The sequence below is a fragment of the Algoriphagus sp. genome, from assembly GCF_029254265.1.
Classification (GTDB): domain Bacteria; phylum Bacteroidota; class Bacteroidia; order Cytophagales; family Cyclobacteriaceae; genus Algoriphagus.
Map to the genome: position 1 here is coordinate 15,558 of NZ_JAQWXX010000097.1, position 26,470 is coordinate 42,027.

At 39.9% G+C, this 26,470-nt stretch carries 20 protein-coding genes and 1 riboswitch; of the genes, 8 read left to right on the plus strand and 12 right to left on the minus strand.

Annotation, left to right across the window (positions count from 1 at the left end; translation table 11 throughout):
• Window positions 1-225 precede the first annotated feature (225 nt).
• The 4 genes from P8O16_RS14620 to P8O16_RS14635 all read right to left on the minus strand — a co-directional run bounded on the left by P8O16_RS14620 (window position 226) and on the right by P8O16_RS14635 (window position 3,047).
• Entirely contained in the window at window positions 226-1,107 is an 882-nt protein-coding gene (locus tag P8O16_RS14620) for a DUF5777 family beta-barrel protein (protein WP_300316182.1), read from the minus strand.
• The gene (locus P8O16_RS14625) at window positions 1,107-1,646 is read right to left on the minus strand and encodes a YceI family protein (protein WP_300316183.1); all 540 of its coding nucleotides are present in this window, start codon (window positions 1,644-1,646) and stop codon (window positions 1,107-1,109) included. The genes P8O16_RS14620 and P8O16_RS14625 overlap by 1 nt, the downstream gene beginning before the upstream one ends.
• Complete coding sequence (locus P8O16_RS14630) at window positions 1,646-2,134, minus strand: Rieske (2Fe-2S) protein (RefSeq protein ID WP_300316184.1); 489 nt, start codon at window positions 2,132-2,134, stop codon at window positions 1,646-1,648. Before P8O16_RS14630 ends, P8O16_RS14625 begins: the two co-directional genes overlap by 1 nt.
• Window positions 2,135-2,435: 301 nt before the next feature.
• Window positions 2,436-3,047, minus strand: coding sequence for a hypothetical protein (locus P8O16_RS14635; RefSeq protein ID WP_300316185.1), 612 nt, complete (start codon window positions 3,045-3,047; stop codon window positions 2,436-2,438).
• 482 nt (window positions 3,048-3,529) lie between these two features.
• On the opposite strand from P8O16_RS14635, the gene smc reads away from it, so the two are divergent.
• The 5 genes from smc (at window position 3,530) to P8O16_RS14660 (ending at window position 14,544) form a co-directional block, all read left to right on the plus strand.
• Window positions 3,530-7,069, plus strand: a complete 3,540-nt coding sequence (gene smc / locus P8O16_RS14640) for a chromosome segregation protein SMC (protein ID WP_300316186.1) — start codon at window positions 3,530-3,532, stop codon at window positions 7,067-7,069.
• 353 nt (window positions 7,070-7,422) lie between these two features.
• Window positions 7,423-7,869 carry an IS200/IS605 family transposase gene (gene tnpA, locus P8O16_RS14645; protein ID WP_300316187.1) on the plus strand — a complete coding sequence of 149 codons (447 nt, stop codon included), beginning with the start codon at window positions 7,423-7,425 and terminating at the stop codon, window positions 7,867-7,869.
• 669 nt (window positions 7,870-8,538) lie between these two features.
• Window positions 8,539-10,062: a M28 family peptidase gene (locus P8O16_RS14650; protein ID WP_300316188.1), complete on the plus strand. Its 1,524-nt coding sequence runs from the start codon at window positions 8,539-8,541 to the stop codon at window positions 10,060-10,062.
• A 300-nt stretch (window positions 10,063-10,362) separates the two neighbouring features.
• Window positions 10,363-12,246 (plus strand): DUF3578 domain-containing protein, encoded by a 1,884-nt coding sequence (locus tag P8O16_RS14655; RefSeq protein WP_300316189.1) that lies wholly within the window; start codon window positions 10,363-10,365, stop codon window positions 12,244-12,246.
• Window positions 12,247-12,249: 3 nt separating this feature from the next.
• Window positions 12,250-14,544 (plus strand): DUF2357 domain-containing protein, encoded by a 2,295-nt coding sequence (locus P8O16_RS14660; RefSeq protein WP_300316190.1) that lies wholly within the window; start codon window positions 12,250-12,252, stop codon window positions 14,542-14,544.
• A gap of 364 nt (window positions 14,545-14,908) precedes the next feature.
• Here the strand turns inward: P8O16_RS14660 and P8O16_RS14665 are convergent, their stop codons facing one another.
• The 4 genes from P8O16_RS14665 to P8O16_RS14680 form a co-directional block, all read right to left on the minus strand.
• Window positions 14,909-15,862, minus strand: a complete 954-nt coding sequence (locus P8O16_RS14665) for a DUF4407 domain-containing protein (protein ID WP_300316191.1) — start codon at window positions 15,860-15,862, stop codon at window positions 14,909-14,911.
• On the minus strand, window positions 15,859-16,419 hold the full coding sequence (locus P8O16_RS14670) for a hypothetical protein (protein ID WP_300316192.1): 561 nt from the start codon (window positions 16,417-16,419) through the stop codon (window positions 15,859-15,861). The genes P8O16_RS14665 and P8O16_RS14670 overlap by 4 nt, the downstream gene beginning before the upstream one ends.
• 120 nt (window positions 16,420-16,539) lie before the next feature.
• Complete coding sequence (locus P8O16_RS14675; protein WP_300316193.1) at window positions 16,540-16,680, minus strand: hypothetical protein; 141 nt, start codon at window positions 16,678-16,680, stop codon at window positions 16,540-16,542.
• Window positions 16,681-17,391: 711 nt separating this feature from the next.
• Window positions 17,392-17,778, minus strand: coding sequence for a hypothetical protein (locus tag P8O16_RS14680; RefSeq protein ID WP_300316194.1), 387 nt, complete (start codon window positions 17,776-17,778; stop codon window positions 17,392-17,394).
• A gap of 466 nt (window positions 17,779-18,244) precedes the next feature.
• A riboswitch (SAM-I-IV-variant riboswitch) is annotated at window positions 18,245-18,341 on the plus strand.
• Between the two features lie 52 nt (window positions 18,342-18,393).
• Here P8O16_RS14680 and P8O16_RS14685 point away from each other — a divergent pair.
• Complete coding sequence (locus P8O16_RS14685; RefSeq protein ID WP_300316195.1) at window positions 18,394-18,894, plus strand: hypothetical protein; 501 nt, start codon at window positions 18,394-18,396, stop codon at window positions 18,892-18,894.
• Between the two features lie 93 nt (window positions 18,895-18,987).
• Here P8O16_RS14685 and P8O16_RS14690 read toward each other — a convergent pair whose 3' ends face one another.
• Together P8O16_RS14690 and P8O16_RS14695 are read right to left on the minus strand one after the other, a co-directional pair.
• Window positions 18,988-19,380 carry an STAS/SEC14 domain-containing protein gene (locus tag P8O16_RS14690; protein ID WP_300316196.1) on the minus strand — a complete coding sequence of 131 codons (393 nt, stop codon included), beginning with the start codon at window positions 19,378-19,380 and terminating at the stop codon, window positions 18,988-18,990.
• A gap of 1,484 nt (window positions 19,381-20,864) precedes the next feature.
• Window positions 20,865-21,812 (minus strand): alpha/beta hydrolase, encoded by a 948-nt coding sequence (locus P8O16_RS14695; RefSeq protein ID WP_300316197.1) that lies wholly within the window; start codon window positions 21,810-21,812, stop codon window positions 20,865-20,867.
• Between the two features lie 214 nt (window positions 21,813-22,026).
• On the opposite strand from P8O16_RS14695, the gene P8O16_RS14700 reads away from it, so the two are divergent.
• Entirely contained in the window at window positions 22,027-24,180 is a 2,154-nt protein-coding gene (locus tag P8O16_RS14700; protein WP_300316198.1) for a toll/interleukin-1 receptor domain-containing protein, read from the plus strand.
• On the opposite strand, the gene P8O16_RS14705 is transcribed toward P8O16_RS14700, so the two are convergent.
• Complete coding sequence (locus tag P8O16_RS14705) at window positions 24,177-24,560, minus strand: STAS/SEC14 domain-containing protein (RefSeq protein WP_300316199.1); 384 nt, start codon at window positions 24,558-24,560, stop codon at window positions 24,177-24,179. The genes P8O16_RS14700 and P8O16_RS14705 overlap by 4 nt on opposite strands.
• A gap of 136 nt (window positions 24,561-24,696) precedes the next feature.
• On the opposite strand from P8O16_RS14705, the gene P8O16_RS14710 reads away from it, so the two are divergent.
• The gene (locus tag P8O16_RS14710) at window positions 24,697-26,142 is read left to right on the plus strand and encodes a sulfatase-like hydrolase/transferase (protein ID WP_300316200.1); all 1,446 of its coding nucleotides are present in this window, start codon (window positions 24,697-24,699) and stop codon (window positions 26,140-26,142) included.
• 65 nt (window positions 26,143-26,207) lie between these two features.
• Here the strand turns inward: P8O16_RS14710 and P8O16_RS14715 are convergent, their stop codons facing one another.
• Window positions 26,208-26,468, minus strand: coding sequence for a hypothetical protein (locus tag P8O16_RS14715; RefSeq protein WP_300316201.1), 261 nt, complete (start codon window positions 26,466-26,468; stop codon window positions 26,208-26,210).
• Window positions 26,469-26,470 lie beyond the last annotated feature (2 nt).

The window sequence follows — 26,470 nt, forward strand, 5'->3', positions numbered from 1 at the left end:
ACACCTTCGGTGAAATATTGCTTTGCGATGTCAGTTAAGATTCCGTCCATAGGACGCAGAAAAAAAACAATCCCTTTTCCCTAATCCCTATTCTCTAATCTCTTATTCTCCCCCTGATAGCTATCAGAGCTCCCATTCTCTAATGCCAAATCCCTAATCCCAAATCCATTTTACCAAGACCTCTCTCCAGATCAAAATATTTCTCCAATGGATAGATGAAACTGCTCACTGCCAACTGCGATCTGATTTTTTCCTCCCCGTCGCAAAAATTCGATTCACATTGAAACCCAGTCGAAACTCATCCCCAATTGTACCATTTCCACCAGCCAATAAGTATTGCTCATTAAGTGCTTGAGAAGTCACAAAGTACATCTGGAACACATGACCTCCCGCCTCGATATCCCAACCTATTCCAAAATTATTTCGAAGATCCGTATTCAGATTTGGAATGTACTGAAGGGATAGCGAACTGCGATCAGTCACCTTAAATTTCCCGCTAAAACCTAATGCCAGATAGAATTGCTCCGTGCCTTCAATCTGATACACAGGTCTCGGATCAGTGAAATAGGCCATCATTGGTGTAAGTTGAATCGAAATCTTTGGAGAAAACTTTCTAGCCAACATTGCTTGTCCAAAGTAACTTGTCCGCTCTCCGAAAGTCGGAGCGGCTTCAGGAAGAAAATCATAATTGGAAGTATTTACCCCGGCTCCACCAGCCAAACTCAAAGAGAAAGGTTTGCTTCCGTTTTGGGTTTGCTGAAAGATATGATATCTGCCAAAGACATTATAGACTTTATCTCTACTGCTTCGGGAAGCGGCAAGGGATAATTTATCACTCAAAGCAAACTCAAAACTGAATTGAATATTTGCGCCATTGTCCAAGCCAAAGAGGTTCTCAATTCCTCCATCCAGTGTCCCAAACGTATGCATAATGGCAAAGTGCATAGACTTTTTATCCAAGGGCTCTACGGTCAATAAATTGATGTGCCTTGGCGCATGGAAGATCAACTCCACAGGTTGATTTTCATTTGCAAGCTTTCGCTCTAACTGTGCAGAAAGGGTTAATGGAATGAAAGCAAGGATAAAAAAGAGTAAAGTTCGATTCATTACTTTTTGGGTTTCAAGGTGGCTTTGATACTGACTTTTTGATTTTCTGCTAGCTCATAAAAGACCAGCTTTGGAAGCGGAATTTTATAATCCGAAAGCAGCACTTCAAAGCCTGCTTCTAACTCCAACTCACCTTTTGCATTTTTACTAAGCGTTCCTTTCACTTCTATATCTCGCTCCACGCCATGAATTTTAAACTTCCCCACAGCTGTCACTGGGCTTTTGGTCCCGGCAGAAAGTGATGGAATCGGTGTGATTTTGCCAGTAAACTCTGCAAAGGGATATTTCTCCGTTTCCAAATAATTATCCCGCATGTGTTTGTCCCGAAGTCCAATCCCAGTATCCAGGGTATTTAAATCCACATAGAAATCGAGTAGGTTTTGGGACAAATCAATCAAACCATTTAACTGATCAGAAACTCCGTTGAATTCACTCAAAGGAGCTTTGGAAAGGAAATTTACATTCCCTGATGTGGTCAAATAGCTTTGCGCGGCACTGACATTTGTAATAAAAAAGAAAAGGAGTATAAGCCGCTTCATTACTTGGTTACAGTTAGAACTGTTCCATTCAAGGCGGTGGTAAAGGATCGTAAAGGTTGATTGGCTGGCCCTTGCAAGACATTTCCGGAAGTGTCAAATTCCGAACCATGGCAAGTACAGGTAAACTTACTGCTGGCAAAAGTCCAGTTACGATCACAGGCAGAGTGCGTACAGACTGAAGTCAAAGCTCGATAAGAACCTCCAACATTGACTACAAGTGTTTGAGCATCGATCACCAACAACCAACCTCCAGCAGCAGCTAATGCAGCCTGAGAAGTTAAATCAATTCGAATGGTATTTCCCGATACTGTCACGCCGTTTGAGCTAGTTGGCGGAGGTGTATTAGGGCGATTGGGTTCTTCTGTTTCTGAGCATGCTGTAAAAAATGAAAGACCAAATGTGGTCATCACCGCAGTCATTCCTGCGCGCTCGATAAATTCTCTTCGGGATTTTGTCAGGCTACCTGACTTTGATTTGATTTGTTCCATTGGTCTCGTTTTGTGGGATTTACGAGAATAGAACCTAGTTTGGATTATGTTGTTTAAAAAAAATATTATAAAAGGGATTTTTTGAAATAGAACTTCGGTGAAATAAAGCTTAGCTGAAATACGCTTCGCGAAATAGAGCTTTGCAGAAATACACTTTTGGTGAAATAATGCTTTCACGACATATGCTTTGTGATATCAGTTAAGATTCCGTCCCTAGGACGCATAAAAAATTTCCAATCCCTAATCACTATTCTCCCCCGATAGCTATCGGGGCTCTTATTCTCAAATGTTATATCCAAAATCAAAAATACTTCTTCGTCAAAATCTCATTCAAAACTATAGCATCACGCACTGATTTGGGATTTTTAAGCATTTGTGCATAGGGATTGACTTTGCCAGACTTCACATCACCTCTTTCAATTTCCAAAGTTGGGATTTCTGGTGATTTACCTGAGTCAGAGATTTTAGCTCTTACTTTTTCTTCATAAGCCCCTTCGTAATACTTGATCTCATCATCATCGCTTTTATCATACCACGACTTTTGCTTCTCATAAGTACTCGCAGGCTTTTCATAAGAAGAAACGGGCTTCTGATAGGTAGATTCCCTTTGCGTGTAAGTGGATTCAGGTTTGTGATAGCTACTGTCTGACTTTGGCTTTTCGTAAGTGGATTCAAAACCACGAGAAGGCTTCTGAGGCTGTGGGGTAGGAATCTTTGCTTGAGGTGCAGGTTTAGGACTTTGGGCTTGTCGGATTTCTTTTAGTAAATCCTCAAAAGAAACCAGTCGCTCCTCTTCTTCCGGAGGAGTTCCCGAAGCATCCATCTGCCGCTGTTTTTTCTTTTTGTTTTGCGTAGCCTGATAGATAAAATAACCTATCACTGCCAAAATGTAAACGATGTTTCCCAAATCCATAGGCTCAAGATAAATGTTTCTTGGGAGAGTAGCTGAATTTTGGAGTAAATTTTAAGTTTGTGAGGGGTCAACAGTCCACGGACGACGGTCCACCGCATTTTCCGAAATGTCTTTGACGAATGTTTAAAATTAAGTCAAAGGTCAACAGTCCATTGTCCACTGCTAATTCAACAATGTCTTCGACGAATGTTTTATTTATGTCTACGGTCCACAGACCACAGTTCACCGCTAATTCAAATAGGTCTTCGAAGAATCTTTCAAAAGTAATTCTCATATGCGTCCAAAAGACAGATTAAAATTTGCTGTCGACCGCCCTCTGTGTCCTTTTGACAAAAAACCTCGTCCAAAGGACAACCTAAAATCTGCTGTCGACCGTCGACCGTGGTCTGTTGACAATCAACTGCCCACTATATTTAAAATTCCTTTGACAATCCCCAGATTGGTCTTATTTTGTTTGTTTAATTCGGAGGAAAAAATAGCGTATGCTGCTCAGTAAGCTAGAGATCAAGGGATTCAAGAGTTTTGGTGATAAAATGGTGATCAACTTTGATAAAGGGATCACCGGTGTCGTCGGCCCAAATGGCTGTGGCAAGTCAAATGTCGTGGATGCAATCCGCTGGGTGCTAGGGGAACAAAAAACCCGAATGCTCCGCTCGGATAAGATGGAAAACGTGATTTTCAACGGGACTAAAAACCGAAAACCCTCCAACCTGGCTGAGGTTTCTCTGACTTTTGAAAACACCAAAAACCTCCTTCCTACCGAATACACCTACGTCACCATCACCCGTCGCTACTATCGATCCGGAGAAAGTGAGTACCAAATCAATGGCGTCACTTGCCGATTGAAGGATATCACCAACCTCTTTATGGATACGGGAATCAACTCGAATAGCTATGCGATCATCGAGTTGAAAATGATCGATGAGCTGCTCAATGATAAAAACAATTCCCGACGCGAGCTTTTCGAAGAAGCAGCGGGAATCTCCAAATTCAAAAACCGAAAGCGGGAAACCCTTCGCAAACTTGAAGATACGGACGGGGATCTGGCCCGAGTGGAAGATTTGCTTTTCGAGATTGAGAAAAACCTCAAAAGCCTGGAAAAGCAAGCCAAACAAGCGACCAAGTACTTTGAAATTAAAACCGAATACCGGGAAGCCAGTATCAATTTGGCTAAGAAAAGCATCGAGAAATACAGCAAATCTCTGATCGATGCGGCAAAGAAAATCCAAGAGGAAAGTGATCAGAAACTGCAATTTCAAACTCGAATCACCGATCAGGAAGCAGTACTGACACAGCTTAAGACTGACCTGATCAGCAAAGAAAAACTGCTTGCCTCCCGCCAAAAGGCACTAAATGAGCATGTCAATAAAATCCGGGCCTTTGAGTCGGAAAAGAAAATCAAAAACGAACGACTCCGATTTCTTGAAGACCGCTCCCAGAAACTGCGGGAGCAGATCGATGCGGATCGAAAGTCCAATGATCGTGCAGGATTTAGCATCCGATCCCTACAGCAGGAAAAGGAATCTGCAGAAAAGATGCTGGCAGAAAAGGAATTCATCGTGGATGAACTTCGGGAAGCCTACGATGCCCAGAAACTGATTCATACGGAACATCAACAGGCCCAAAAGGAAATCAGCCTTGCTTTTGAAAAGGGTAAGGAAAAGGTCTATCAGCTGGGCAAAGAGGTTGAGATCAAGCAGATTCAGCTCTCTACCCTCAAGCAGGAACTCGAGCGGACTTCCTCCGATGATTCCTCGCAGGAGGCTTCTTTAGTGGACTTCGAAAGTAAAATCGTCGAACTGAAATCCGAACTGGATGAGTCCACGGCAGGATTTCAGCAGATGAAAGCCAAGCAGGAGGATCTTGATCAAAAGATCGAGGAAACCAACCGCGTGATCGAAAGGATCCGGGAAGAACTCACTTCTTCCTCTCGTAAGCTGGACTCCAAGACCAACGAATTCAACTTGACAAAATCACTGGTAGAAAATCTGGAAGGATTTCCCGAGGCGATCAAATTCCTGAAGAAAAACCCGAGTTGGGGCAAGGATATTCCACTCCTCTCCGACCTCTTGACTACGGATGAAAAATTCCGGGTTACCATCGAGAATTTTCTGGATGGCTACATGAATCATTATGTGGTGGATACGGAAGCACAGGCTATTGCCGCCATCCAGTTGCTATCTGACTCCGCCCGAGGCAAAGCCAATTTCTTTGTGCTGGATCATTTTGAGAAGTTCAAGTCCAGCCAAAGCCAGCTTTTCCCCAATGCCATCGCAGCCACGGAGATCATCGAGTACGATGTGAAGTATGCCCGACTGATCAACTTTATCCTGGACAATGTCTACATCGTCTCGGGAGATTACCGGGATTTCCCAACTAATACAGATGCGATTTTTATCTCCGAATCCGGAAAATATACCAAGCGTAAATTCTCCATTTCCGGAGGTTCCGTAGGCCTTTTCGAAGGAAAGCGAATCGGTAGAGCCAAGAACCTAGAAAAGCTCGACAAGGAAATCAAAGAGCTGAGCAAGAAAGTCAGCACCACCCGAAGCAATCTGGATCAGAAGCTTTCGGACCTGATGAAGCTGAAGGAAAAGAACTACCGCAAGGAGCTCGAAGACTGGCAAAACCGCATCAATGAGACGAACCAAAACTATGTCTCGATCCGCACCAAAAAGGAACAGCTGGCAGAACTCTTGTCCAGCAATGCCAATAAGCGGGAGGATATTTTGGAGCGTATCGCTTCGCTGGAAGAAAGTCTGGAAAGCATCCAACCGGAACTAAGCCTCGAAAAGGAAAGCTTTGAGCAGCTGCAAGTCCAACTCGAGGAACTGAATGAAAGTCTGGAAAAGGAATCTACCCTATTGGCAGAAAAGTCCCAGGCTTTCAACGCAGAAAATATCACGTATCATCAACACCTCAATCGGGTGGGAAGTCTGGATCAGGAGATCGAATTCAAGCAATCGGCCTATGAGGGTTCGAAGGAGCGGATCGAAAAATCCCAAGCCGAACTGGCCCAATTGGATGGGGAGATCAGAACGCTGCTCGATACCAATGAGATCAAGGACGATGAACTGATCGAGCTCTACAGCGAAAAGGAAGCCATCGAAGGCGGCGTAACTGAGGCAGAAAAAGACTATTACGGCAGCCGAGCGCTGATCGATGAGACGGACCAACAGATCCGAAGCTATCAGCGTGCCAAGGAAGCCCATGATCAGCAGCTGCATGAATTGGAAAACCAGAGCAATGAAATCAAGCTGAAGATGACTGGAATGAAGGAGCGACTGAGCGTGGAGTTTGAGCTGGATCTGGATGAACTCATGGCGGAAAATCCTGAACTCGCTCCGGAATTTGCGGACTTCCAAGAAGCTGAACTCCGGGAACTGGTACGCAAGCAGAAGGAAAAGCTGGAGAAAATCGGCCCGATCAATCCGATGGCGATGGAAGCTTACGATGAGATCAAAGTACGGTACGATTTCATTACCACTCAGAAAGAAGATCTGATCAAAGCCAAGCAATCCTTGCTTTCCACCATCTCCGAAATCGATCAGGTGGCTAAGGAGACTTTTTTAGATGCTTTTGCAAAGATCAAGGAGAACTTTATCAAGGTCTTCCGCTCCCTCTTTACCGAGCAGGATGACTGTGACTTGACCCTAGTCGATCCGGATAATCCACTGGAATCTGCCATCGAGATCCTGGCGAAGCCAAAGGGCAAGCGGCCACTGACTATCAATCAGCTAAGCGGAGGGGAAAAGACCCTGACCGCCACTTCCCTACTCTTCTCCATCTACCTGCTGAAGCCTGCGCCCTTTTGTATCTTCGATGAGGTGGATGCCCCACTGGATGATGCCAACATCGATAAGTTCAACCAGATTATCCAGCAGTTTAGCCACGAGTCCCAGTTTATTATCGTCACCCACAACAAGCGCACCATGGCCAGCACCGATATTATCTACGGCATCACGATGATCGAAGCAGGAGTTTCGAGAGTGGTTCCGGTGGATTTAAGGGAGTTGGCTTGATTTGGTTTTTACTTTCCTCCAGCTAAAGCTGGAGGGAATTCAATTTGCATAGGAATGCGGCTTTCCCCTTTTCCTAAAGCAGGAGGAATTCAATTGATTAGGAATGCGGCTTTAGCCCATTTCGGAATTCAATTGAGATTTAATAAATTAATGCAATTGATAAGGAATGTGGCCCCAGCCCATACACCAAAAGGTATTTTGTTTGAATGGGAATGCAGCTTTAGCTCATTCCATAGATAATTCAATAGAATCTAATTGATTAGGAATGTGGCTTTAGCCCATTCCATTCTAAAAGGATATCACGAGTGCAAATGGGCTTTAGCCCAAATAATTTTTTCCTAAATTTTTCAATTATGCCATTTGTAAAAGTCTACCTGCACCTGGTTTGGAGTACAAAAAACCGGGTACCCTATTTGAATTCCAAAGAACTCAGATTAACCGTTTGGAATCATATCCGTGAAAATGCCCACAGTAAAGGGATTTTTGTGGATTTCATAAATGGGTACTCAGACCATTGTCATTGTTTGGTTTCTTTAGGAACGGCTCAAACTATAGAAAAAATAATGATGCTTCTAAAAGGTGAATCGGCTTTCTGGATCAATAAGAATAAATTAACCCGGGAGAAATTTGAATGGCAAGATGAATATTTTGCGGTTTCAGTATCAGAATCAGCAATAGACAAGGTCCGAGATTATATCAAAAACCAAGAAGATCATCATCGGACAAAGGCTTTTCAGGAGGAATATGAGGAGTTTATAGTCAAATTTGGTTTTCAGAAAATAAAAGATGGATTGGGCTAAATCCCTTCCCTCCAGCTAAAGCAGGAGGGAATTCAATTGAATATTCTAGAGCTAATTCAATAGAATCCAATTGTATAGGAATGTGGCTTTAGCCCATTCCAAATATGATTTTATTTAAATAGGAATGCGGCTTTAGCCCATTCCGCCTAATGAGAAAATATAATTTTGTGGGCTTTAGCCCAAATTAGAAAAACATTGGGCTAAAGCCAGATATGGACCTCAATCAATATATTGCCTCCAGCTAAAGCAGGAGGCAATTCTATCGGAATCCAATTAAATAGGAATGCGGCTTTAGCTCATTATATAGATAATTCAATAGAAATCAATTGAATAGGAATACGGCTTTAGCCCAATCATGGAAATATTTTAATCAAAATTGAATAGGAATGCGGCTTTAGCCCATTCCTCAATTAGAATATCTCGAGCATCAGAAGGGCTTTAGCCCAAATGTTTTCAGCCAAAGCAGGAGGCAAATTAATCAGGCAACATTTGAATAGAAATATTCTAGAGGCAATTAAATTTGGCGCCATTTAAATAGGAATGTGGCTTTAGCCCATTCCACCTAATGGGAAATCATAGATTTGGGGGGCTTTAGCCCAATCCTATAGCCAATTCATTTTAGAGAATATTCAAAAAAATCCCCCTATCTTAATTCAAAACATATTTCCGATGCGCAACTCCTCTTTTCTCCTGCTTGTCTTACTCCTCTTAGGATGTAATCAACCAACTGAAACTTCATCCTCACTCGATAAAGACACCCAAGCTTGGTGGGAAACCACTTCTGTACTTTCCAGCGATGCCATGGAAGGACGGGATGCGGGTTCTCCTGGCTATGAACGAGCTGCGGAAGTAGTTGCGGAGCGATTCGCTGCCGCAGGACTCGAACCACTGGGTGATAACGGCTCTTGGTTTCAGGAGGTGAGTATGGAAGAAGAAGCGATCACCCAAGCTAGTTTCAGCGTAGGTGGACGGGAACTTAGGTTCTTGCATGATATATATCTTTCGCCTGGAAGCGCTACCGAAATCGCAGAAGCTCCGATGATCTATTGTGGCTACTGTGATTCCACAAGCCAAACCCTCGTGAAGGACAAGTGGGTGATCTGTCATGCGACAAGACGTGAAGAACTCCCCAATAATTCCGACCGGATAAAATACATGAGCGAAGGCGGTGCCTTGGGAATCATCTTCATAGCAGATCCCGGTTTTACGATAGAACCCCCAAGATGGCCATTTGCCTACAGTCGAAGCGTGAGGCTTGCAGATGCTGTTGATCCTACCCCACCTACACTACCAACCTTCACCATCAATGCGGGTTCTGATGCATTAAACAAAATCATAGCAGGCAGTGGACAAAACGCAAAAGAATTGATCGATTTGGGCAGTAATGGCCAGCCACTACCAGTTTTTGAAGTGCCAGACCGCTTTAGTGCCAGTTTCACAAAATCAAATCGTTCCTTACAATCCCCAAACATCATTGGCCTCCTACCGGGAACAGATCCTAGTTTGGCTGATCAGGCAATAGTGCTTACCGCACACCTAGATGGCTATGGCTATGGTACTCCTGTCGATGGTGACAGTTTGTATAATGGTACGCTGGATGATGCCGCTTATGTGGCGCTACTGATTCAATTGGCAGAACGGCGAGCTGGAAAAGGATTTAAAAGACCTTTGATTTTTGCAATCGTCACAGGTGAAGAGAAAGGATTGCTTGGCTCAAAGTATATGATGCAGCATCTTCCTGTGCCTAAAGAAAGCATCGCTGCAAACATCAACTTGGATCAACTCCGTCCACTATTTCCCCTAGACATCATGACCGTCCATGCACTGGATGAAACTACCCTTGGAGACGATGCAAGAGCAGTGGCTACTAGCATGGGGATCAAAGTTCAAAACGACCCTGAACCCGAACGTAATCTCATCCGACGCTCTGATCAATGGGTCTTTATCCAAGCCGGAATTCCCGCTATCAATTTTGTCTTTGGCTTTGCCCCTGGATCTGAGAGCGAAAAAATCTACAGACAATGGTACCGTGAAGGCTATCATACTCCCAAGGATGATCTTAACCAAAAGATAGACTGGGAAGCAGCAGCAAAGTTCAACACGTTTTTTTATGGACTCGTAGAAAAGGTGGCCGATGGCACAGTTACTCCAGCATGGAAATCGGACAGCAAACTAAGACCTGTTAATCCTTAAGTTGAGTCGGAATGAGCTCAAGGTATATTGCTAAAGTTGAATCGAAATGATACTAAAACATCTGATTCAACACAAAAACACATGAAATTTAACAAATACGTTTTGGATTGATTTATTATCTTCACAACCAACAAGCGCATCCTAGCTAGCACGGATATTAGCTAATGGCATCACCATGATCGAAGCGGGAGTTTCGAGAGTGGTTCCGGTGGATTTGAGGGAGTTGGCTTAATTCCAATTGCGCTATCGAGTTTCTTTGTTATGTATTCTTATTGAACTATAATTTTTAAAGATCAAAAAATGGAAATTTCTTTTTCTAAGGATGAATTAATCCAAGCAATTCAAAAAATCGATCAGAATCCAGAATTAAAAAAGGGAAGACATTCCTCTACTTATGATTTGATTTATGAAGAAAAAAATTACCCCCCAATTTTAGTTCTTTCGATTGCAAATCAGATTAAAGAGGGAAAAGATTTGACATTAGAAGATTTTGGAAATTCTGTTGAAATTCCTTTCAATTTATTGAAAAAAGCAGGTTTTGAAATAGAAACTAAAATAAAGGAAGGTGATACTATTCTTAAGAGCGAAAAAACTATGGGGTATTATGACGAATTAATTAAGTTTTTAAATCAATCTAAAACAGAGGATTTAAAAACGCGAGATTATAAAAGGGAGTATAAGGGATTAAAAGTTAAAGTAAGCTTTGGTCAAGGTTCTCAAGCGAAAATACCTTGGATTTCTTTTCTGAAGTCCCCTCATACCACAGCTGATGGTATATACCCAGTATATCTTTTTTATAAAGATGAGGACTTGTTAATTCTTGCACATGGCGTTAGTGAAACGCATATACCAAACCAGACTTGGAATCTCCAAGGAATAAAAACCATAAACGAACTTTTTGAAGAAAAAAACCTAAAACCCCCATATAGATATGGTGATTCTTATGTTTTTCAGGCTTATGATATAAACTCATTTCCAGAAAAGAATAAAATAGAAAACGATTTAAATGAAATTATAGAGAAATATTCAAAATTAATTTCTTCAACTCCTGATCCTATTGATCATCATGGTGATGATTTTGATTCCAAACATATTATTGCAGATATATCCAACGCAGGATTAATTTTCGATTATATCTTAATAAATAGGTGCATTTCTTCTTTAATTACGAAGCCATTTCTAATTCTAACTGGCCTTTCTGGTTCTGGAAAAACAAAACTTGCACAGGCATTTGTGAAGTGGGTTTGCGAAACAAACAATCAATACAAAGTTGTTCCTGTTGGTGCAGATTGGACTAATCGAGAACCCTTATTAGGTTATCCGAATGCGCTAAATATGGAAGAGTATGTAAAGCCAGATAATGGAGTTTTAGCCTTGCTTATTACTGCAACAGAAAATCCCGAACTCCCCTACTTTTTGATCTTGGATGAAATGAATCTAAGTCATGTGGAGCGATATTTTGCTGATTTCCTTAGTGCTATGGAATCGAATGAAGAAATTTCATTACATAAAGAGTCTAAATCCATCAGCGGAGTTCCTTCAAGTATCAAATTTCCAAAAAACCTTTTCATAATTGGTACTGTCAATATTGATGAGACTACTCATATGTTTAGCCCGAAAGTCTTGGACCGAGCAAACACCTTGGAATTTCGGATTGATGCTTCTGAAATGAATCACTTTTTAGATAACATTGGTGAGGTGAATATGGAAGCATTGATCTCTAAGGGAGCAGGAATGGCAAAGAGCTTTGTCCAATTGTCATTGGATAAATCCCCTTTGAAAGAAGACCTGGACAAGATCAATCCTGAGCTAGCAAGGTTTTTTGTGGAATTGAAGAAAGCAGGAGCTGAATTTGGTTATAGATCTGCAACAGAAATCCTAAGGTTGATTAAAAACCTATCGGTTATTGATTCAACTCTTACTTTGAATCAGAAATTAGATATTGCCATTATTCAGAAATTACTTCCAAAGCTTCATGGTTCAAGGAATAAGTTGAATAAGGTACTTGTGAAATTAGCACCGCTATGTTTAGTCGGAGATTTCAAAATTGAAACTGAGGTTTTAAATAAAGAGGATTTTGACTTTAATTCTGATCAAGTAAAATACCCACTATCCTTAGAGAAAATTGCCAGAATGTACCGAAGTGCCATAGAGAATGGTTTTGCAAGTTTTGCAGAAGCTTAAACCATGGCTGCATTTCCCAAAATAGCGATTGATCTTTCTCAGGTTAAAGATGGACTTGTCTTGGAAATCTATGAGCGCCAAATAGGAACTCTATTTGACCAAGAAATTGATTCATCACTTAATAATGAAGCGAGGTATCAACTCTTGGAAGGACATTTCTATGATTATGAAATAAATGATCCAAATTATTATTTGAGTCTGGATTCTGGAAATATCGTCCAAGCCCATAAAAAATTAATCCATTTAGGAACAATAGCACCCAATATTTATGTGGGAACTCTAAAGATTCCTATTCATGAAAAAACCGGTGGTATACAAGTACATACCTTAGAACTCGAAGTACGATCTAGAAAGGCTAACTATCGAGATGATTATCGAGATATGCTGGAGTTCATCACAGAACGGACTACCGACCTTTTATTACAAATCAACTCTCCAGTATTTCAAAAATTTGAACCTGATTACTCTAATAACACCAGTCCTGAGGTGCTATATCAACGATTTGTATTTATAAAATCGATCATTGGGTCAAGTGATTTTACAGAAGCAGTTCATCGCATAGTTTCAAATCCTGTGACTACTTGGCGGGAGGAAGAGGAACCCACTGATATTCGAAAAATTAAACGATTTAGTAGAGCATCAATTCAAGAATTGGTCAAAGGGAATAACAGAACTGCTTTACCTATAAGCCATTCCTTAAGGCAATATGGATTAGAGTCAGTACCAGTTAAGATTAGAAGTGCACGTAAAACTGATTCAGTAGATACACCTGAGAACAGGTTTATCAAACATGCATTAGAGACTTTTTTGAAATTGAGCGTAGAGATTAATGCTAGAGCCCAAAAACTATCGAAAGGGAATCAACTTGAAAAGGAATCATTTCAACTTATTCAAGATTTAGAATCCTATTTGCAACATTCTTTGTTTAGTGAAATTTCCAGACCCACTACCCTTAAATTAAATAGCCCCGTACTTCAGCGAAAAGAAGGCTATCGAGAAGTGTTGCGCGTTTGGTTAATCTTTGACCTTGCTGCAAAACTAATCTGGGAAGGCGGAGAAGATATCTATGATGGAGGAAAGAAGGATATTGCAACGTTATATGAATATTGGTTATTCTTCAAATTATTAGAGCTGTTACAATCCTTGCTTGCTATTGAACCAGAAGATATACAAAATCTAATCGTACTAACTGATAATGGCTTAAATCTAAAATTGAAGCAAGGAAAATTCACCCCTTTAAAGGGAGTGTATAATTCGAGTTCAAGAAAATTTAATGTTCAATTCAACTACAACCGTTCATTCCAAGGTAAAAATGACTATCCCTCTTCTGGAAGTTGGACCACTACTTTAAGACCAGATTATACCTTGTCCATTTGGCCCTTTGGAATTGATGAAACTCAAGCAGAGAAAGAAGAATTGATTGTTCATATTCATTTTGATGCTAAATACAAGGTGGAAAATATCATCAAATTTATTGATGAAGATATTGAAGCCGATTTAAATATAGAAAAAACAGAAAATCGAAAAGGAGAATACAAAAACGCGGATCTCTTGAAGATGCATGCCTATAAAGATGCAATTAGAAGGTCTGCTGGTGCGTATGTACTTTACCCGGGGACTGAAAAAATAAGTCGAGCTGGTTTCCATGAAATTATCCCAGGCTTGGGGGCATTCCCTGTAAGACCTTCTAAAAGTGAAGATGGAACAGAACAACTTAAAGGTTTTATCCTTGAGGTGATTAATCATTTTATCGATCGAGCTACACAGCGAGAAAAAATAGCTTTAAAAACTCTTCAGGTTTATAAGAACAAACCTCTTAAGGAAGATCGAGTAGATGATTTACTGCCTGAACCTTTTGGAGAAAATAGACACTTGATTCCAGATGAAACATATGTGCTTATTGGATATTACAAATCTGAAGCGCATTTAGACTGGATTAAAAAAGAATGGAAATACAATTTTAGAACTGGAACAGGAAATGGTTCATTAAATCTAGATTTAGAAACAGTAAGTGCTAAATATTTACTCCTTCATACAAAAGGAGATAAAGATTCAAGTCGTTTATGGAAAATCGTAAGTAAAGGACCTAAGATTTTTTCAAAAACTGAACTATTAAAATTGAAATACCCATCCACTTCAAATGATTTTTATTTGGTTATTAGCCTTGAACCAATCACAAATGAAGAATTTCTTAGAAAAAGTTGGGCGTTCAAAAAATTGGATAAATACAAAAAAGGAAATGCTTCCGCATTCCCTTTTACTGCTAGTTTGGCTGAATTAGTTAAATCTTATAAGTAATTTTTTGTGAAAAAACTTTTAACCTGTGCAATAAAAGATGGTATTCGCTGCTTTCTTTTTTATTAAAATATAGGATTCCTTCGAACTAATCTAGCGCTTCGGTTTCCGTCTTGACGATCTGGTATGGGACGGGTTGCTTTTGGAAAGAAAAGATCATGCTGAGGATGCCTCGGATGACCAGTTTGGAGGGTTAGTAGTTAATAGGTCGTACTTGAAAAAGTTTTAACGATTAAATTTACAATGCTTTTACAAGGCTAACAATTACCTCCTAGGATATATTCCGTTTGCTCTATTCGATCCCATTAATATAGGCTCGATTTAATCCAGACAATTACCACTCTTTACTGTCTTTTTTGTTTGAAACTTATTCTTCAACAAGTTTTTCAAGCATTTTTAATCTAATATTCATCTGGTGGGTAATGGTTTTATCGTAGTCATTTAAATTGTCTCCGAGTTTGGATACAAGTACAAATAATTCAATCGCTAGAAAAAAGATAAACCAAAGGACCCAAACAAAAATAGCAACTGGAGATTCTAAAATAATCGAAAAAAGAGTTTTCAGTTCATCAAGAAATCCAACTTTTGACTTTAATTCTTGTTCTAAAACTTCTTGCATATTAATTACTTGTTTTTCCTTTTCATTCTTTGAGTCCCTTAGTTCGGCTATTTGCTTGTCTATTAAAGGTATCAATTCTGCTTTAGGATTTAAAATACTTGTATTTGATACCTTTCTTCCTACTAAAACCATTTTTCCAGTAGAATCAGTAGCAAATTCTCCTTCAGAACTAGGAATTGAAATAGTAGGCCTTAATGAGACTTCATTAGATATTTGATTTCTTTCAAAATCTCGGGAATTCAATAAAGAATCAATCTGAGCAATTTGGTTTTTCAGCTCTAAGGTCTTAATAGGTAGCAAATTATTTACTTCCGATTGAATATCAGAGATTTTTCTTTTTTCAACGTCTTCTTTAAAAATGATTTGATCTATTATAATTGATCCTAAAATTGCCATAACTAATCCAATTACGACTCGGAAGGAAGATGCCCATAAATTTTTACCTATAGAAAGAATGATTTGTCTTTCAATTTGAATGATCAAAAAAACTAAAATAACTGATCCAATAACAGAACCAAGAAGTTCTGTCTTAAGATACCGTTGTGTGAAAAAGAAACCAATAAAACCCCATACACCCGAAATTATTAAAAGTGCTGACAAGTATTTTTTTACAGCTTTTGCAGAAACTTCACTTGAGTTTTTAATTATTTGATAATTATATCCAGTAAGGAAACATCCAAATTTCAGCCACCAATCTTTCATAAAATCTTATTTAGAACTTTAGATTGTGTCAATGCAGATAATCCTCTCATAAATCCTCTTTGGTAGGATAAAACTATTCTTTGTGTCATACCAGCATTTGTTTCGGAATCTTTTTTAAGTTCTGAAACTTTTTCCATATGTTCTAAAACCATATCCTTTCGTGTTTTTAGTTCCTCTACGAGATCTATTAAACCAGCTCTACTCCTTGATTGCATGTGAAAGTCCAATTCTCTGATTAAATCTTGGTAATAAGTTGTAACCTTTTGTACCAAAATTTCTAAATCATATCTAATTAGTTTTATGTTTTCTGATTTATAGGAATCATCTGGATTGATCAAAGCATCACTATAACCACGGCTTTCATAATCTGCTTGAAGAAATTGATAAATTGATTCGATTCCCTTAACCTGTTCTTTGTTAAAGAAATTTTCAGAATTTTCATTTGGCTCATTATCATCCACAAAAATATCTTTTGGGATTTCGTTTGAAGGATTACCTACTAGGTGTTCTTCACCTTCTCTTGATTTATTCTTTTTAAAAAAATCAAATAGACCCATAGCTTAATTATTTAATGTATTTAGTTGGAACTTTATATATTCGATGTCCTTTTTGATGGCAACTTTGGCAAAGTGTAACCATTAAGTTGTTTGAGTATTCCCAAGGGTCTTTAAACCTGTTTAAACTTCTTGAAAAATGATATTGTCTGTGATGAACTTGAAGTTTTTCTGATGAATTGCAAATTTTACATTTTCTACCATCACGTTCAAGTATTTCAATTCTTCTTGCTTTCCATCTAGGATCGAAAAGTGTTGCTCCATAACCTCCGTGATTTTCAGTCCCCTCTTCTTGGACTTTTAGAAAAATATCATTCATAAGTATTAGAAATAATAAGTTCCAATAATATGGATTTAGGTTAATTAAAAAAAAAGATGTGAAGAATATTTTTAGTTTTTAAATTTAAAAAACTAGACAATTTATTTATCAAAAAATCAAATTTAAGGCCTCATAATCGTATGAAATTTCATTTATTGAAGCCTAATCCCCTTTCTGGGGATAGATTTTAATCTTCAATTGAACTAAGCGAAGTTTATAACTACGCTTTTTTATTTTTTCAGAATTTACAATTGCTCACATCCCATCTGATTATGCTTTTCTTACTTCATAAAGACTAATTCGAGGTTCAGAACGTGTATTTTGAGACTCAGAACGATTAATTAAAGGTTCAAATCTAGGTTCTTGAGGATCAGAACGAGTATTTCGAGGTTCAGAACCTGTATTTCGAGGTTTAGAACGAGTATCTCGAGGATTAGAACCTGTATTTTGAGGTTTAGAACGTGTATCTCGAGGATTCGAACCTGTATTTTGAGGTTCAGAACGTCTATTTCGAGGTTCGGAACGTGTATTCCGAGGTTCAGCACGAGTATTTAGAGACTTTATACCTAAAAAGAGTCCTTTCGGAATGGCATAAAAAAAATACTGCCTGCTCAACTAGCAGACAGTATCGGTGTTAAGCATTAAATCAACTTTAACTAATCTTCAGTCCCATTTTCTTTCTTCTTGGGCTTTTGTTCGTACCGCACCTTGAGATCTGCATAGATCGGCTTGGCATTAGGCACATCCATTTTTACGCCCATCTGTACAGAATTGTAGTAGGCATTGGATGGTTTCATCAGATCCGCCCCTAGCAGCAATACGGTATCGCCCAGATTACTCACGATCTGATTGAGTGCATTGTAGCAAGGGTTGAGTTCATGATGCGCTTTCCAATCTTTATTCATTTCTTCCACATTGGCAAAGGCAGGAAGAAATTCCGAATTGGAATTAGCGTACTCCAGTACTTTCTCCACGAAAGGTTTGGAGGCCTCACCCATTTTAAACAGGTCTTTACGCTGCTTTGGAGTGAGGGCGATGAGCATTGGGCTAAGCTTAGCCTGTAAAATTGCGATTGCTTCTTTAATCGCCTTGAGATCCGCCGCAGGGATCGAGATGGAAACTTTGTTTTCCATAAAAATTTAAGGTTAAATGAAAGAATAGAATAAAAACTTTTAGAAGTAAGGGAATTTAGTTTGAAAAAGCAATAGACTTTAGGTCATGTTTCAACACATTACTGGTCAGTGTATTATAAATCCTTTATTTTTAGGTCAATTATGCGGTTTTTGTTAAAAAAATATTTTTTACTTTTCTATTATTTTTTAATTCAAGAGGGTTTTCCCACTCTCGTTTGATTTTTAGTAAGATGGTTGATGTTTTAAACTGATGAATTTTTTGTTCCACCTAAGATTTAGCAAGAAGTCAGAAATCCTTGAGTAGACATTCATCTTGACAAAAAGTGTCAGATTTAAGCGTTTATGTTGCATTTAAAAAAATAATCTAGCTATTTCATAGGATCATCAAGAATCAGCAAGTCTGATACCAACCGAGTCAAACGCCACGGTGGTAAAACGATGAGGGTCTTTGCAGACCAAAAGTGTTTACCTGCAATCCCTTCCTATTTCTTGGTGATGACATGTTTTACCTAAACCCATGTTATCATGAAACCTTACACTATTTCCCAAAACTTAATCCTGCATTTCCAGGATGGAAAAACTAGAACATTTTCCGCCTTGGAAATCATGTCCGCATCCACCACCATTTCAGTAAAAGAATGGATAAAGGAGGAACAAAAAATACTGCTGTTCTCTTTTATTCATTCCAAGCTAAATACGCAGCTTGATTTAACGGAGGTCTCCCCTTTTGCCATCCTGCAATTTGACGAGCAGGGATTATTCACCGGTTCCAGCCTAAGCTTCGGAAATACGCCAGGTTCATTTGGAATCCTTGTTCAAGCCAGAAAAGCCTTGGTAATCCCTTTTGAAAAGGAATTCCCACTGGAATCTGTGGTACGGATAGCACTGGATCAGTCCGGAAAATCTGCAGCGGAAATTTTTGTAGAAGGGTTAAGAAGAATGCCTATTACATTACCCAAAGGTGCCACTAGCTTTATCAAAAAAGTAAGCCATCCACAAGATCATCAGAGAGGTAAAAAGGAATAATTCCCCCGCTCGGTGTAGAATCTTGATTAGGACGAAGCGTAGATTGCATCTACGCTTTGTTATTCTTCAGGAATTTGTAATTCCTGCTTCCCTCTATTTTCCTGCCAGTATCCCTTCGACCCAATCTAGGGCTTCGGTTTCCGTCTTGACGATCTGGTATGGGACGGGTTGCTTTTGGAAAGAAAAGATCATGCTGAGGATGCTCCGGATAACCGGTTTGGAGATAATATAGGCCGTACCAAAGCAATGGGCTTTCATGAGTTCTTCGTTTTCTTTGAGCCAGTTGGCTTGCATCTTTTGATGGGCGATCCTGGGAATGCTGGCTTTGGAAGCATCGAAGATCAAGACAAGTGGGCCACCGTTTCGATAGCAAGCCTTGTTTTGATCCAGGTAAGCCTGAAAGTTTTCATTCGTGCTCTTAGCTCCAGTAAATCCAATTCGAATAATTGGAAACGAAGATTCGTCAATGATTGCGTAGGGTTCCATGCCCTATCAACCTGAAATGACTCAAAGAGTTTGATTAAGCCATAATTTCCATCTGGAAGTTTGTGGAAGACATGGAAAGCCTTCATCAAATTAGTTTCGAATCGGAAGCGGAAAAACCGCTAGGCGGCGAAGCCTTGGGCGTTTTTGATTTGGGATATCGAAAGCGATCTCCACTACCCAGGTGACCTCACTTAGAGCATTTTAGGATTTTCGATTTTCTTTTGCCTTTACAAATCATCTAGCCCATTCAAGCCTTTTAAAAAGAAATCTGCTATTCGACATTTGCAATATTGAATCCTGATCATAGGATTTTCAATCCGTAAAATAAAATCGTTTTTATCCTTCCGCACTACCCCATGTATTCCAAATGATGATCATGCGCGAGAGGGAAACATCATTGACACCCTATTTATCCGGGTTGCCCCAGATAGCTATCGGGACCCGGTCTACCGAGCTGTCGTACCTACGGTACTGGTTAATGGTGAGTGTTTAGTTGATTTTTCATCTATTTACAAATCTCAAAAACCATGTTTTCTCTGTGGCTAGGTGGTTTACCCCCTAGCCCGCTGAAAGGGTGAATTAGATTCGTGTACACTTTGTCATTTTCGGACTGCTGAATGAAGAGGTAAACAAAAAACGCTTAGAAACTATGCTTTCTATGATTCCTATGCGGTTACCCCCCTTTGGTCCCCTTACTCTGCCGCCATAAACTTATTTACATCCAGCCAGTGGATAAAGGCATCAAACCAGCGATTGCTGGTACGCCCAGGGTTGCCCAGTCCAAATCCATGTCCTTCGTTTTGGTAAAGGTGAAATTCTACGGGAATTCCAGCATTGTACCAGGAATCGATTACCCCGAATTGTCCCCGAAAAAGAAAATCATTCTGCTATTCGACATTTGTAATGTCGAATCTTGATCATCGAATTTTCAATTCATTAAATAGATCCATTCCCATCCTCCCGCACCAACCAATTTATTCCAAATGATGATTCTGCGCGGGAGGGAAACAGAAATGACACTTATTACCCCGGGTTGACCCAGATAACTATCGGGGCCGGGGCTACAATCAAATCGCTCCTCTGGAGCTTTTGTAAAAACAATAATTACGGTAATTTTTCAATTCTTCAAAAATTCAAAAGCTATGTTTTCTCTGTGGCTATGTGGTATAAACTAAAAACCCTGCTAAAACTCCGTGTCCTCTGCGTCTCTGTGGTAAAAAATAGATCCGTTTCCATCCTTCCGCACCAACCAATTTATTCAAATGATGATTCTGCCCGGGAGGCATTGACAAGGATTAGCGCTATCCACGGGCTAAGCCCAAGGCTCCTACAAGGCGGACATGCATGAATGGTTTTGTGCCTTTGGCACCAATTAAAAATTTGGAATAGACTAATTTTTCAATCTTCCAATTTTTCAATTCAAAGACTATGTTTTCTTTGTGCCTTCGTGAAAGCCCTCCTTGTTCTCAGGAAATACCTTCCCCTCAAATCTCCTCCTTCGCTTTCACAAGGAACTTATTTACATCCAGCCAGTGGATAAAAGCATCAAACCAGCGGTTGCTGGTACGTCCAGGGTTGCCAAGACCAAATCCATGTCCCCCGTTTTGGTAGAGATGAAATTCTACTGGGATTCCAGCTTTGTACCAAGAATCGATTACCCCAAATTGTCCACGAAAAAGAAAATCATCCGTAGCGATTACATTAAACATTGGAGGCGCATTTTTGGGAACATCCACTGCACCCATTCCTCCATAGATCGGACCGATAAAGGCCAGATCCATAGTTTGCGAATGAAGCGTGGCATGCATGGTCAGTCCGGCTCCTGCCGAGAAGCCGATCATTCCTATTCTGGATACATCGACCCCCCATTCTTCTGCCCGATCCAAGATCATCGCATAAGCAGCTTCCGCGTCTTCGAGTTGATTGGAAAGGTCTCGCTCTAAAGGAGAAGGCGCAGTGGTCGTGGCGCTTCCATCGCTTGCAGGAGCAGGTCTTGGCCGGTTCATCCAAGCAGAAAAATCATCCAAGGTCTCTGGAGTTGGATAAAGTCTATATTTCAGCACAAAGGCCGCAATTCCTTGCTTTGCCAAGGCCTCAGCTACTTCCCAACCTTCATTTCCCATGGATAGCCAGCTAAATCCTCCCCCTGGTGCGACGATCACCGCGGCACCATTTCCTGTGCCTGGAGCTGGAAGAAAAGGCGTTAAGGTCGCCGTAGAGATATTGCGAGCCATGGGATCACCCCACTGTCGAAACCAGGTCTCTGGTGCTGGTTGATCTGCTACCCCACCTGTCCCTAATAGGATGGCATTGGGCTCGCTTGGGTTTTCAAGGGGGTAAATGGTCCCATCTTGTGCTGTGGCAGTAAAGCCAAGGAAAAGTAGGCAGAGTAAAAAAGCAGGTTTAAGCAGATTTTTGAGTAAATGAAGCATGGTTAGTTAGGGTTGAGTAAGAAAGATTAAAACAGGAATAGAATCGAATTAAGGTAATAAAAATTAGCGACAAGAAAGTTTAGAGCTTGAAAGTTTGACAGCTAATAGTTGTGTGATTTCAAAATTAAACCCTGCTAAAACAACAAGTAATTGTAAAGTTTTGTAGGTTAAAGAGTTGAGATGTTGCCTGACTGTAATAGTAATTCTCCAATAGATGTATAATGCTTTTATATCCTATTCTCATGCTGCTGATGGTATGCTTGCCCCTGCATTGGAAAAAGGGCTGCAAAGATTTGGTTTACCCTGGTGGAAGAGACGTGTATTAAATGTTTTTAGAGATGAGTCTAGTCTTTCTGTTTCACCCCATTTATGGGCTAATATAGAAAAGGCCTTAAGTGAATCTGAGTATTTAATTTATATGGCATCGCCCAAGTCCACTGAGTCAAAATGGGTTGGAAAAGAAATCGAATATTGGATTGAAAACAAATCAATTGATACGCTTTTAATCGCTTTGACAGATGGGGAGATAATTTGGAATGATACCAAAAAGGAGTTTAAGGAAACTGAAAACAATTCCCTTCCTGATATTTTAAAAAATAAATTTCAGGAAGAGCCCTTTTACATTGATCTTAGACCCTTAAAAAATAAAACTGATCTCTCTTTATCAAATCCACTTTTTCAAAAGGAGCTTCTTAAGCTAGCAGCCCAACTTCATGGTAAAGCACCAAAGGATCTGGCAAGTGAGGAACTTAAAGCACAACGCAGGTGGAAACTAATCAGGAATTCTGCTTTCATACTTCTGATAGGCCTTTTAGGATTTTCTGTTTATCAGACAGTTGAAGCCATTAAAAATAAAAATGAAGCAATTGAGCAGACAGTAATTGCCAGAACCCAGGCAAAAAAGGCAATTGCCAGTAGTTTGAATGCTTCTTCAAATCTGTTGAATCAGACAGATGCCACGGTAAGTTTCAGACTGGCAGAATATTCTCTAAAATACGATAGTACGATTACGGAGGCTTATTCAGCCCTGTTGAGGGCTTTTTATTCAAATCCTCACTACTATTTAGGTGAACTTCATGGAAATTCATTTTATGATGCTCAAGCTCAACCGATGAAATACTTAAAACCGTCTTCTGAATTTGAGTATACCCCGCCTGATATAAGAGTATCTGAACGTTTTTTGATAAAAAATGGAATTAGGCAAATGAGTGAATTTTTATTGTTGAGCAGAACTATTCTCTCTCCTCATAAGGATTTTGGTCTTTTTTATTATATCCCGGAAACTGACAATGCTGAATATATGGTTGAGCTTTGGGATCTTAAGGATCGCTTCACCAGATTAGGAAGAAACAGATGGAATGAAGAAACTCAAGATTGGTATAATGATCCTTTATACCAGCAATATCTATCTTATAATCAGGTGGATGGATTAGACGATCTCAATTTTTCATTTGACAATAGGTATTTGGTTTTACCAAAAGATAATAAAGCAAACATAATCTCCTTACCCTTTATCGAACAAGAATATCTAGGGAGGAATTTTGATACGTATACACCTTTAGAATTTCAAATTAGTAGCTCAAGTTCTCAATTGATCAGAGCAAATTACAGCTCCTCAGAACATATCGTCAGTACGATTGATTTGAAAGGTGATACCGTTTCTTTTCACCTGCAAAAAATGCCATTATTAACGATTCCTTTTGATAGTAAGACCACTTTTTACAGTGATAGCAGCGGGTCTTATGTATTGGCAGAATATTCTAGTACTACCACGATTTGGAATCTGATTGGTGAAAATTTAGGGACAGGTAAAATTATCCAAGGTGTATTTGTGCCTAATTCAAAAGACAAAAGTGCTTTAAAAGATCTAAAAGTGATCCCATTACTCGATTCTAAGTATTCTAATTCGTACGGATTTGAGGAAGATATTATCGCCTATTCAAATGATGGCGCATTGAAAATAAATGGTTCTACAGTTTATGATTCTCTTGGAAGTGAAGTTGTCTCTTTAGAAGGGCACGCAGAAATTATTTCTTCAGTAGATATTTCAGATTTCGGTGAATTTTATCTGACCGCCACCTGCCCGAAGGTTGGCACTCCTGAAACCAAGTTATGGGATAGTAAAGGGAATGAACTATTAACCATTAAAAAGTTTGGGGGTAAAGTAGGGTTTCTACCGGGAAGTAAGGCTTTTTATACCTATACTATAAGTTGCTGCGCGGAGTGTGACTCAGATCCTAGACTCATCATTTGGCCGATTGAAATAAAGCTTTTGATAAATTGGGTAAACCAAAATCAATTCCACGAATTATCAGATCTAGAGATGCTTCAATTTGGGATTGATACGCTTTTATTGAAAGAAAATTAAAGCATTGCATTCACCCAGTCTAGGGCTTCGGTTTCAGTCTTAACAACTCGGTATGGCACAGGTTGCTTTTGAAAGGAAAAAATCATTTTAAGAATCCCACGAATCGCCGCATTTGGGATAATATAGGCGGTACCCATGCAATGGGTTTTCATCAGGTCTTCGTTTTCTTTGAGCCAATTGGCCTGCATCTTTTGATGAGTTAAGCTGGGAATACTGGCTTTGGAAGCATCGAAGATTAGGACTAGCGGGCCCCCGTTCCGATAGCAAGCCTTGGTTTGGTCCAGATAAGACTGAAAGTTCTGATCAGTGCTTTTATTTCCCGTAAATCCAATTTTAATAATTGGAAACGAAGATTCGTCGATAATTGCGTAGGGTTCCATGCAAAAGAAACAGGAAATGGATCAAAGAGTTTGATCGAGCCAAAGCCCCTAACCAGAAGACTTTACCTGGAGTATTTTAGTATATTCGATTTCCTTTTGTGCTACTAAATCATCCACCCCATTGACCCGTTCTAAAATGAAAATTCTACTTTCCATTTTTGCTTTTTGCCTCCTCAGCTTCCAAGCTATGGCCCAAAGTACACGCCCAAATATTGTGGTGATAGTGGTGGATGACATGCGATTTGATGAATGGAGCGGTGGTGGACATACGTATCTCCAAACTCCTAATATTGACCGCTTGGCTGCCGAAGGAACAACTTTTGATCGGGCCTATCATGCTATTCCGCTTTGCTCTCCCAATAGAGCCAGTATCCTTACCGGTCAATATCCCTCTAGGCATGGGATTATTGACAACACTTCTCGGGACCAGGCAAGCTTTATGCTTGACCTTTTCCCAAAATACCTCCAGCAAGCCGGCTATAAAACAGCCCATATCGGGAAGTGGCACATGGGTAACAGTTCGGCTCCAAGACCAGGCTATGATTATTGGGTATGCATGGAAGGACAAGGCAGCAGTTACGATCCCTTGCTGTATGAGGATGGTCGGTCTTACATGGCAAAAGGATATACCACAGATATCTTTACTGACAAAGCAGTGGGGTTTATCGAGCGCAATGGGAGCGACAATTTTTTCCTGTATATTGGACATAAAGCCATTCATCCGGAATCCTTTCAGCGGAATGATGGAAGTACAGATCTGAGCGTACCAAAGGAATTTATCCCTGCAGAACGACACCAAGGATTGTATGAAGGGAAAATCTTCAAAAGGAGTCCCTCCTATTCACCTACATCGGAGGCGGATGGGGACAAGCCAGTCATTCAAAATGCCTTCAAAATCCGATCCACTATCCTGCAAGAAGATCCCAGATGGGGCAATAGTATGGACTTAGGTGTGTCGGAAGCCTCTATCCAACGACGTGCTGAAATGATGCTTGCAGTCGATGAAAGCCTAGGAAAGATTGTCGCTGAACTTAAAAAACAAGGGGTGTATGAAAACACATTGATCATCCTGACGAGCGATAATGGCTATTTTTTTGGAGAACATGGATTTTCACTTGAGCGAAGATTGCCTTACGAAGAGTCTATCAAATCACCCCTGATTATCAACTATCCAGCACTAGGCAACAAAAAAGCAAAGGTAGCCGGATTGGTATTGTCCATCGATTTGTCAGCCACAGCACTGGAGGCGGCGGGATTAGAATTGCCTAAAACTATACAGGGAAAATCCCTGATTCCTTTGATCACTGGTCAAAAGAAAGAAATCAGATCCTCCGCTTTAGTAGAATACTTTAGTAATGAACAGCCATTTCCCTGGACTGCTCAACTGGATTATCGGGTAATCATAATGGATCAATTCAAATACATTAAATGGCTCAGATTTGATGAAGCAGAACTCTATGACTTAAATTCCGATCCCTATGAAATGAACAATTTGATCGGAAATCCAGCCTACGCAGAAACGATTGTCCTACTTAAAACTGAACTCCAAAAGCTTCAAATAGAAGCATTAGGATTGAACTAAACAGGTCATTTGTAACTCCCTCCCTAGCAACTCGGCTAGCATGTTTCCCTTACCTGAAATAGAATCTAAGACCCTATTTCTGCTATTCGAAATTTGCAATGTCGAATCTTTATTATCGAATTTTCAATCCGTAAAATAAACCCGTTTCCATCCTCCCGCATCAACCCATGTATTCCAAATGATGATCCTGCGCGGGAGGGAATGGTATGGGGCTCTATTTTACCATTGGCTCCGCCCAAGGTTCCTCCAAGGCGGACAGGCATGAAAGGTAGAGTGCCTACGGCACCAATTAAAAATTTGGAATAGACTAATCTTTCAATTTTCAAAT

Coding starts and splice junctions, on each gene's coding strand:
- tnpA (WP_300316187.1), top strand. CDS start 7,423: ATGCCATTTGTAAAAGTCTACCTGCACCTGGTTTGGAGTACAAAAAAC.
- P8O16_RS14675 (WP_300316193.1), bottom strand. CDS start 16,680: ATGGAGCAACACTTTTCGATCCTAGATGGAAAGCAAGAAGAATTGAAA.
- P8O16_RS14670 (WP_300316192.1), bottom strand. CDS start 16,419: ATGGGTCTATTTGATTTTTTTAAAAAGAATAAATCAAGAGAAGGTGAA.
- P8O16_RS14630 (WP_300316184.1), bottom strand. CDS start 2,134: ATGGAACAAATCAAATCAAAGTCAGGTAGCCTGACAAAATCCCGAAGA.
- P8O16_RS14685 (WP_300316195.1), top strand. CDS start 18,394: ATGAAACCTTACACTATTTCCCAAAACTTAATCCTGCATTTCCAGGAT.
- P8O16_RS14705 (WP_300316199.1), bottom strand. CDS start 24,560: ATGGAACCCTACGCAATTATCGACGAATCTTCGTTTCCAATTATTAAA.
- P8O16_RS14635 (WP_300316185.1), bottom strand. CDS start 3,047: ATGGATTTGGGAAACATCGTTTACATTTTGGCAGTGATAGGTTATTTT.
- P8O16_RS14665 (WP_300316191.1), bottom strand. CDS start 15,862: ATGAAAGATTGGTGGCTGAAATTTGGATGTTTCCTTACTGGATATAAT.
- P8O16_RS14695 (WP_300316197.1), bottom strand. CDS start 21,812: ATGCTTCATTTACTCAAAAATCTGCTTAAACCTGCTTTTTTACTCTGC.
- P8O16_RS14690 (WP_300316196.1), bottom strand. CDS start 19,380: ATGGAACCCTACGCAATCATTGACGAATCTTCGTTTCCAATTATTCGA.
- P8O16_RS14700 (WP_300316198.1), top strand. CDS start 22,027: ATGTATAATGCTTTTATATCCTATTCTCATGCTGCTGATGGTATGCTT.
- P8O16_RS14710 (WP_300316200.1), top strand. CDS start 24,697: ATGAAAATTCTACTTTCCATTTTTGCTTTTTGCCTCCTCAGCTTCCAA.
- P8O16_RS14655 (WP_300316189.1), top strand. CDS start 10,363: ATGGAAATTTCTTTTTCTAAGGATGAATTAATCCAAGCAATTCAAAAA.
- P8O16_RS14650 (WP_300316188.1), top strand. CDS start 8,539: ATGCGCAACTCCTCTTTTCTCCTGCTTGTCTTACTCCTCTTAGGATGT.
- P8O16_RS14620 (WP_300316182.1), bottom strand. CDS start 1,107: ATGAATCGAACTTTACTCTTTTTTATCCTTGCTTTCATTCCATTAACC.
- P8O16_RS14660 (WP_300316190.1), top strand. CDS start 12,250: ATGGCTGCATTTCCCAAAATAGCGATTGATCTTTCTCAGGTTAAAGAT.
- P8O16_RS14625 (WP_300316183.1), bottom strand. CDS start 1,646: ATGAAGCGGCTTATACTCCTTTTCTTTTTTATTACAAATGTCAGTGCC.
- P8O16_RS14680 (WP_300316194.1), bottom strand. CDS start 17,778: ATGCTCATCGCCCTCACTCCAAAGCAGCGTAAAGACCTGTTTAAAATG.
- smc (WP_300316186.1), top strand. CDS start 3,530: ATGCTGCTCAGTAAGCTAGAGATCAAGGGATTCAAGAGTTTTGGTGAT.